Source organism: Buttiauxella sp., from assembly GCF_035271705.1.
Lineage (GTDB): Bacteria > Pseudomonadota > Gammaproteobacteria > Enterobacterales > Enterobacteriaceae > Buttiauxella.
In genome coordinates this window covers 1-7,226 of record NZ_DATERI010000042.1, presented here as the reverse complement: position 1 = coordinate 7,226, position 7,226 = coordinate 1, and the positions used below count along the sequence as shown (strand labels likewise).

Annotated in this window: 7 protein-coding genes; 3 read left to right on the top strand and 4 right to left on the bottom strand. The window is 49.2% G+C overall.

The window, feature by feature from the left end; translation table 11 throughout:
- The 3 genes from VJY99_RS03105 to VJY99_RS03095 all read left to right on the top strand — a co-directional run.
- Positions 1 to 498, top strand: a 498-nt coding sequence (locus VJY99_RS03105; RefSeq protein ID WP_324116224.1) for a VOC family protein, incomplete at its 5' end; no start/stop codon positions are given.
- Between the two features lie 459 nt (positions 499 to 957).
- On the top strand, positions 958 to 1,473 hold the full coding sequence (locus VJY99_RS03100) for a glycine zipper 2TM domain-containing protein (protein ID WP_414641565.1): 516 nt from the start codon (positions 958 to 960) through the stop codon (positions 1,471 to 1,473).
- Positions 1,474 to 1,488: 15 nt separating this feature from the next.
- A complete protein-coding gene (locus VJY99_RS03095; protein ID WP_324116222.1) occupies positions 1,489 to 2,028 on the top strand; it encodes a DUF5384 family protein in 540 nt (179 codons plus the stop codon).
- A 222-nt stretch (positions 2,029 to 2,250) separates the two neighbouring features.
- Here the strand turns inward: VJY99_RS03095 and VJY99_RS03090 are convergent, their stop codons facing one another.
- From VJY99_RS03090 to fucI, 4 genes are all read right to left on the bottom strand, one after another.
- Positions 2,251 to 3,042 (bottom strand): PhzF family phenazine biosynthesis protein, encoded by a 792-nt coding sequence (locus VJY99_RS03090; RefSeq protein WP_324116220.1) that lies wholly within the window; start codon positions 3,040 to 3,042, stop codon positions 2,251 to 2,253.
- Positions 3,043 to 3,148: 106 nt separating this feature from the next.
- Positions 3,149 to 3,583 (bottom strand): L-fucose mutarotase, encoded by a 435-nt coding sequence (fucU, locus tag VJY99_RS03085; RefSeq protein WP_324116218.1) that lies wholly within the window; start codon positions 3,581 to 3,583, stop codon positions 3,149 to 3,151.
- Position 3,584: 1 nt separating this feature from the next.
- The gene (gene fucK, locus VJY99_RS03080) at positions 3,585 to 5,003 is read right to left on the bottom strand and encodes an L-fuculokinase (protein ID WP_324116216.1); all 1,419 of its coding nucleotides are present in this window, start codon (positions 5,001 to 5,003) and stop codon (positions 3,585 to 3,587) included.
- Between the two features lie 54 nt (positions 5,004 to 5,057).
- Positions 5,058 to 6,833, bottom strand: coding sequence for an L-fucose isomerase (gene fucI, locus VJY99_RS03075; RefSeq protein ID WP_324116214.1), 1,776 nt, complete (start codon positions 6,831 to 6,833; stop codon positions 5,058 to 5,060).
- Positions 6,834 to 7,226 lie beyond the last annotated feature (393 nt).

Here is a 7,226-nt window from a genome sequence, read left to right as displayed (position 1 = left end):
GCTCTGCACCGCGTGGCGTTGCGTAGTGATGATATCGACCAGACGCATGCGGATTTGCGCAGCAAAGGGTTACAGGTCTCGCCGATTGTCGACGGCCAGCGTAACGACCCACAAGGTCATGTCATTAGTTGGCGCATCTTCACTATTGACGGGGAGTTTAACGGCCTACCTTATCCCTTTGTTCTGCAATGGGGAGAGGACGATAACGCACGGCTAACACGGCTGCGAACTCAGGGGCTCGACCGCCCGCATCCCGCAGGTGCCGTGGAACTACACAGCGCTGTTTTTGAGGTGCAAAACCCGCAGGCCGTTCGTGCTCACTGGCACGCTTTGTTCGGTTTCAATGAACTGCATGAAGGGCTGGCAGTGGGCCATCAGCGCTTTATCTTCCGTGAAGGAGAGGCCAACCGGCTTGTTGAACTGGTGTTTAACACCCAGGAGCCTGCACTTAAAGGTCAACGCTTTCGCGTGGGGAACGGCGAATATCGCTTTCAATAAGGGGTCACAGTGTAAATTGACCCGTTTAGTTCCATGCATTTTTTGAGATCACAGCGGAATGATGTTTCAGTTGGTATTCCTTTAAAGCGTCACGATTAAAACCGTCAACGACGTTAAACGTCCTGAAACGACGACCACAAATCAGGGCATCATGCATGAAATCAACTGACCCGTTCTGGTTTAACGCTTCCATTCCACTGTATGTAGACTTCCAGTTTTAGTCAGTGGCTTCAGCTATCCCTACCTCCCGGCAGACATCTTTCACCTTCCGACAGGCTTCCACCGATTTAACCACGGGTATGCGGAATGCTTACCACACCATCAGCAGCCATCCATTGTTTTTATTAATTAATTCAGGGAAGTAATTAGTAAATTATTTTAACTTGTTACGATATGTAAAAGACCGTTACATTGATGTGGTTAATTATTTTTTACAATTCCATAGGAAAAGGATGAATTATGAAAATTAAAAAAAGTTACCTGTCTCTAATGTTGCTTGCTGCAGTGTCACTTACTGGTTGCCAATCAAATGCTGATAGCTATGCGGCTGATGTTTATTCCTCTGGGCAGTTGAACTCTAAACAAGAAACAAAAACAGTAAATATTATTTCCATTTTACCTGCGAAAGTTGCGGTAGATAACACAGCAAATAAACAAGCGGCCCAGACCTTTGGTGCAGTCCTTGGTGCCGTGGCTGGCGGAGTGTTAGGTCATAATGTGGGTACAGGTAGTAATCTTGGTACAGCAGGAGGAGCTGTTGGAGGTGGTGCATTAGGTGCTGCTGCTGGCTCAATGGTAAAAGACAAGACCCTGGTGGAAGGCGTATCTCTAACCTATAAAGAAGGCGCCAAAGTTTATACCTCTACGCAAGTAGGAAAAAAATGCGAATTCACAACGGGTCTGGCGATGATTATCTCAACAAAAGAAGACGAGACAAGAATTCAACCAAACGCAACATGCCCTGTGACATCATAATTTGTAGGGCAGACTATGAAAAAAATAATATTGTCGATAGCTCTATCAGTCGTTAGCTCTGTAAGCGGTGCTAGTTCACTGCAAGATCAGCTTTCAGCAGTAGCTCAAGCGGAGCAGCAGGGGAATAGAGAAATCCAAAGGCAATCTGATCTTCAACAAGAAAAGTTAGACCGCGAGGCTAGCGTTGAGAGACAGCAACGGGCAAATGCTGCTGCTATTGCGACTAAAAGAGCTAATGCTATTGCTGTAGAAAAAAGAGCTCGTCAAGAAAAAATAGCAGCAGAAAATTTATCTGATAAAAAAAGAGATCAACATTACGAAGATGAGCTGCGTGATCTAGAAATCAAAAAACAAAAGCTGGCTCTTGCTAGAGAGGAGGCTAGAGTTAACAGGGAAAATGAATTTATAGATCAGGATCTTAAAGGAAGAGCTGCTCAAAATGATGTCATACAGTCTAAGGCCGACGTAAACAGAAACCTTTCTGAAGGTGGGCGGGAATTAATGAAGAGCGAAGGTAAAGCTCGGGAAAAGGAATCGAGTAGCTGGTTTAAATAATTTTTGATATCACGACTGATTACTCACTAAAGTAAAGCCACCGTCCATTATGGTGGCTTTTCTATATCTGGAATGGCTGGCGATGCGGGCTAATCTAAGCACCTGATCGGTCCGGCTATTGATATTCCCTCTCTGACCTGTCACGCATGGGATGAAGCGTAATTTGGTCTTGAGGCCTGGAAAGCGTTAGACAAGAGCCCGCGCCTCCGCCAGCGCGTCAATCTAGCGCAACAGCACTTTGCCAATCAGATACGTTGTTGCCTGTCCGCCGATGTGGACACGATCACCCACTAGCTGGCAGCGTAAATCCCCGCCACGCTCGGACACCTGACGTGCCAGCATCTGTGTTTTGTTCAGTTTTTCAGCCCAGTAAGGAATGAGCATACTATGCGCCGACCCTGTGACAGGGTCTTCCGCTACGGCTTCTCCTGGGCAGAAGAAACGGCTGACAAAATCGTATTCCCCTTCGCCTGGAGCCGTAATGCAGACCATTTTACCCAGTGGAAGCATGGCATTGATATTCGGGCGTACTGCTTCTACCTGCTGTTGATTCTCCATCACTACAATGTAATCACGCGCCACGCGCACTTCTTTGCATTCAGTGATGCCCAACGTTTCCAGCAGCAAAGGCAGCGGCATGACGGGCTCGGTTTCCCAGGCAGGGAAATCAAGCGTCAGCCATTCGCCACTGCGTGTCACCGTCAGTGGGCCAACAAACCGGGTATCGAAATGGATAGTCGTGTCTGGGTAATCAAGATGTTCAAAGATGACGTGTGCAGCAGCAAGTGTGGCATGCCCACACAGATTGATTTCACCCTGAGTGGTAAACCAGCGCAACTCAAAGCCATTATCGGTTGTGACAAAAAATGCTGTCTCTGACTGGTTATGCTGCTGAGACATTTTCAATAATGTCTCATCGGGCAACCATTCTGTGAGCGGGCATACGGCGGCGGCGTTACCCCCAAAAGTGGTATTGGTAAAGGCATCTATCATGTAAAAATCAATATGTTGCATAGCATAAACCTCTAATCGTTCTTGCAAGCTGTTCACGCTCTACCATGCCACGACAACACACAAATGCGAATCATTGAATACTTGCCGTCATTCAAATACAGCTGATTCAATAATGAAATGACGGTGTCACACCCTTTTTTAAGAGAATATTGCCGTACTTCGCACATTCTCCTGTGACAACAATCGCAAAGGATTTTTGCGCCCGTTCGTAGAACGCAAAACGGTCGATACGAGAAATAGCGGGACATGGCCCTTGCTGTGAGAGCGCGTCGCGATAACGGTGCTCAACCTCCGGGTCGAGAGAATCCCCTTCAACAGCTGCCATCATCACCAGTGGCGGGGCGTAACTGTCCAGTTCAAAAAGCGGAATGATCGCCCTGAGCAGGTCACCTACCATCAGACCGTCTGCACGAATGACCTGTGGCCCCATGCTGTGTGCCGGGAAATGGGCATCAGAAAATATTATTTCATCTCCATGACCCATTTGAGCCAGCACCTTGAGCAAGTCAGGGGAAATTAACGGTGAAATTGTTTTCAGCATCTCATACTTCCTCAGTGATTTCGGGTTCGGTTTGCGGATAAAAATAACGATACTGGTAGCGCACTTGCGCTCTGGCTTGTTTCGGGCTGGTAAACTCACCTACACCGAACCAGGCGAACATCGCCGCACCCGCAACCGTGGTTTCGGCATCGTCCAGTACTTTGATTGGAATACCGAGTCTGTCGGCTTTTATCTGATTCCATAGCGCATTACGACTTCCACCGCCGACCAGCAGCAGTTCTGTGGCGTTGAACTGGCCAATTTTTTCCAGCGTCTGCAGGTTAAGCTTGAGTTGCCCAGCCAGTGCTTCCAGTGCCGCGCGGTAAAAGTGGCCACGTGTGGTTGTGAGTGTGACACCCTGCCAGCCCGCATTTTGGTTAGTGAGCAGATCACTCTGCATCTTCACCCCCTCGGCTCCTGCGGGAACAGTGCACGCTTCATCAATCAATGTTTGCCACGGTGTTTCTGCTGTCCAAAGCAGTTTGCGTACCCATTCCAGCACACCGGAAGCCAGCCATTGCATGCCGGGATTTGTCAGACCAGGCTGACTATCAAGCTCACAAGTTGAACCAGGATACTGGCTTAATAACGGCGTATTCACTTGGGCACTGCGCACCATCAGGATTTCCCATGTACCGGAAGAAAGCACCGGCTCATTTTCCTGCGCGCCCGCACCAAACAGTGCAAATTGCGTATCGTGCCCGGCGGAGATCACCGGAATACCCGCGGGTAAGCCCAGCCGACTGGCGATATCAGACTGAAGGGTGCCAATTTGCTCACCAGCTTCAACTAACCGTGGAAAGAGTCGGCGCGGCAAGCCTAAAGCCTGCAGGATCTCCGGGCTGAAATCTCGCTGATGGATATCGAGAATCTGGCTGGTGCCAGCCATAGTGATATCTGTGGTGAATTCGCCGGTTAATCGGTGGTTGATTAATGACGAAATAAACAGCCAGGCATGAGCCTGTTCAGCCAGATGAGGGTAGTTTTCTTTGAGCCACACCAGCTTATACAACGTGTTGAAACTGAATGCGCCAACGCCGGAAATGGCCTGTAAACGTTGTGGCGTCATCATGTGACCGATGTTGTTCATCACTGCTGCTGTTCGAGGACATTTCCAACTGATAATCGGATAGAGCAGTGCACCGTGTTCATCAACCAACGCGCCATCTACACCGAATGTTGTGACGGTGATACCGCGAATGAGATATGACGAAAGTTCATCCGAGAGCGTCTGGCAGCAGTCGGTAAAGCGTTGCAGAATGTCCTCCAACGACCACTGATGCCAGGTGTTATTTTCCGTAGCGATTTCACTCGCGTTTGCCGTTGAAGCCCGGGAAACAATCTTTCCCTGACGGTCGACCGCAATGGCGCGAACGTTTGTCGCGCCGCAGTCGAGAACCAAAATGACCTCTTGCTTCATAATGACTCCAGGAACAAAAAAAGATGCCCTCTGTGGAAGTGAGGGCATAACTGATTAGCGTTTATAGAGCGGGCCATAGTTTTGGCAGGCACGATAATCCTGACCCTCAATGTCCATACCGTGCGCAGACCAGGATGAAGGACGATAGATTGTCGCGGGATCCACGTTGTGCATACAGACCGGAATACGCAGCATGGCGGCGAGGGTAATAAAATCAGCCCCAACGTGCCCAATAGTCAGCACGCCATGGTTAGCACCCCAGTTCGCCATCACGGAATAAACGTCAGTAAACGGACCTTGCCCGGTGAGACGTGGTGCAAACCAGGTCGTTGGCCAGCTGGAGTCGGTACGTTTATCGAGTGTGTCGTGCACCTCTTTCGGCAGTTCCACACTCCATCCTTCCGCGATTTGCAGCACCGGCCCCAGGCCTTTGATGATATTGACGCGGGTCATGGTGAAGGGGACTGAACCTTCGGTCAGGAAACGTGAAGAGTAGCCACCCCCTCGGAAATATTCGTGAATCGCAGGGCACCATTCGGTGGCAGCCAGGCAGTCATCCACTTCTTTCTGGGATATTTCCCAGTGCGGTTTCATTGTGGGTTTGCCTTCGCTATCGCGCTGTTTGCAAGTACCGTCAAGCGCTGCGGATCCGGAATTGATTAAGTGGATGATGCCGTGTTCTGCTCGCCCGGTCAGCAACTGGCCCGTCACGCGCTGTACTGCTTCTGGCGACCAGTATGTTCGCACATCGGCAAAGACTTGTGCCGTGCCGGTTAACTGATGGCCGAACAGCATTGCCACGCCGTTCAGACTGTCGTTTTCAGTCGCGACCACGAACGGTTCGCGTACACCGTTCCAGTCAAATGAGCTGTTCAACAGCGCTTCGGCGGTATCGCCGTTCGGGTATTGATCCGTCCAGTGGCGTTGCCCCTGGAAGCCCGCCGCAATCGCATTATAGCCAAGCGATTCTTCCACGCGGCCAATGTCTGCCAGTTTACTGTTGCCCTGCATCATGTCGCGAATGCACATTGCCATCAGTAGGCTTTCGCGCAGTATCGCTATGTTTTGTTCCGCAGTACGCTGATACTGCTTGGCGTTTTTATCTTCGCCATAGCGGAAATTCTGAAAAGCCCACGCCAGTGCCATCTCCAGTTCCGTTTCGTCATAGATTTTATGATCGATACGACGGCGCAGTTCGGTCATATCGACGGATTGAACTTTCATACCCAGCCAGGATTCGAAGAAATTGTGATCGACAATAGAACCGGCAATACCCATTGAGACCCCGCCCAGAGAGAGGTAGCTTTTCCCTTTCATACTGGCGACGGCTAAACCTGCCCTGGCGAAGCGCAGCAGTTTTTCTTCAACGTCGCACGGAATCGAAGTATCACCTGAGTCCTGGACGTCCTGGCCGTAGATGGAAAATGCAGGAATGCCTTTTTGACTATGTGCTGCCAGCGCGGCGGCCAAATACACGGCCCCCGGACGTTCCGTGCCATTGAATCCCCAAATAGCTTTTGGCCGTGTTGGATCCATATCAATCGTTTCGCTGCCATAGCACCAACACGGCGTGACGGTAATCGTTAAGCCAACGTTTTGGCTGCTGAATTTCTCTTCACATGCCGCTGATTCAACCATCCCCGCAATACAGGTATCGGAAATCACACACTCAATAGGGGTGCCGCAGGCATGGCGTAGTTTTTCTGACAGGAGTGCGGCAGTGGCTTTCGCCATATTCATGGTCTGCGTTTCTAGCGATTCACGAACGCCCATACGACGTCCATCAATGACCGGGCGAATACCAATTTTCGGTAAACTCATTCTCTTCATTCGTGGTTCCTCATCTCACTTTTTTGGCGCTCTGCTCAGGTGGATTGTGGACATCACCGCCGCAGTTGGCTTAATTAATAGAATTTTGCTAACTCGAGTTAGCATAGGTATATGAGAGTTTTTTACACAATTTTTATCGTGGATATGTGATTGGCTTCACGAGGAATGGTTAAAATTCGATCTGCGTCAAATAAATAAAAATCGGAATTTATTATAAATGTCTTTTTAATCATCAAGTTAAAATATGATTCTTGTTCGGCATCACAATTTTAAATAAAATAATTGGCTATTTTCGGCGACTAAAATAGCCTTTAGAAGGCAATCGCTAACTCGAGTTAGCAAAATTGATGTGTTCTTGTTTACTCCGTGTACTGATTAAGTATTCGCATTAAC

Excerpts from the sequence above, each read along its gene's own strand:
- VJY99_RS03100 (WP_414641565.1), top strand. The coding sequence starts at position 958 with ATGAAAATTAAAAAAAGTTACCTGTCTCTAATGTTGCTTGCTGCAGTG.
- VJY99_RS03095 (WP_324116222.1), top strand. The coding sequence starts at position 1,489 with ATGAAAAAAATAATATTGTCGATAGCTCTATCAGTCGTTAGCTCTGTA.
- VJY99_RS03090 (WP_324116220.1), bottom strand. The coding sequence starts at position 3,042 with ATGCAACATATTGATTTTTACATGATAGATGCCTTTACCAATACCACT.
- fucU (WP_324116218.1), bottom strand. The coding sequence starts at position 3,583 with ATGCTGAAAACAATTTCACCGTTAATTTCCCCTGACTTGCTCAAGGTG.
- fucK (WP_324116216.1), bottom strand. The coding sequence starts at position 5,003 with ATGAAGCAAGAGGTCATTTTGGTTCTCGACTGCGGCGCGACAAACGTT.
- fucI (WP_324116214.1), bottom strand. The coding sequence starts at position 6,833 with ATGAAGAGAATGAGTTTACCGAAAATTGGTATTCGCCCGGTCATTGAT.